The 671-nt window shown below is 67.7% G+C and carries 2 protein-coding genes; one reads left to right on the top strand and one right to left on the bottom strand.

Translation table 11 applies throughout. From position 1 onward, the window contains the following. On the top strand, window positions 1-170 hold a 170-nt coding region (locus DBR20_RS08740), incomplete at its 5' end, for a cell division protein ZipA C-terminal FtsZ-binding domain-containing protein (RefSeq protein ID WP_308812609.1). A 154-nt stretch (window positions 171-324) separates the two neighbouring features. Here the strand turns inward: DBR20_RS08740 and DBR20_RS22870 are convergent. Beyond that, the coding region (locus DBR20_RS22870) for an aminotransferase class I/II-fold pyridoxal phosphate-dependent enzyme (RefSeq protein ID WP_258223263.1) at window positions 325-671 on the bottom strand (347 nt) is incomplete at its 5' end.

Raw genomic sequence — 671 nt, 5'->3', positions numbered from 1 at the left:
GCCATGCGCTGCACGGTCGGCAGCGCATGGCCGAGCTGCTGGATGGCGTGGTACTGGATGACGGCCGCAACGCACTCGGTCGCCAGCGCATCGCCCATATCCGTGATGAGCTGCGTGCCTATGACCGCCAGCACCAGGCCCCGCCGCTGACAAAGACCCCGCGCTGGTAAGCGCAGCAGGTCCTGGCGTGCCGACCAACGGTCGGCACCCACCAGACCAGTACATCCACGCCATGCGTGGATGAGGCGAACCAAGGTTCTGCCAGTAGTAGATCCACACCATGCGTGGATGGAGCGAACCAAGGTTCGCCCCCCACCAACAGGGTCAGGCCGGTACGCCTGCCACCTTCGCGAACGCGCTGCGGAAGCGCGCCATCTCTTCCTCGGTGCCCACGGTCACGCGCACGCGCTGCGGCCAGATCGGCCAGCTGCGGCCGATCACCACGCCGTTGTCCGCCATGGCCTTGGCGAAGGCGGCGCCGTCACGTTGCACATCCACCACGAAGCAGTTCGCTTCCGTCGGCAGGCAGTGGAAGCCACGCTTGCCCAGCCAGGCGATGGTGCTCTGCCGGACCTTGGCATTCTGCAGGCGTCGCTGCGGGATCAGCTGCGGGTCACGCAGGCTGGCCAGTGCTGCCGCAAGCGCAGGCACCGGCAGCGGGTTCTCGCCCA

This window comes from Stenotrophomonas sp. HMWF023 (assembly GCF_003060985.1).
GTDB lineage: Bacteria > Pseudomonadota > Gammaproteobacteria > Xanthomonadales > Xanthomonadaceae > Stenotrophomonas > Stenotrophomonas lactitubi.
Note: the sequence above shows the minus strand (reverse complement) of the source record. Positions and strands in the feature narration are given on the sequence as shown.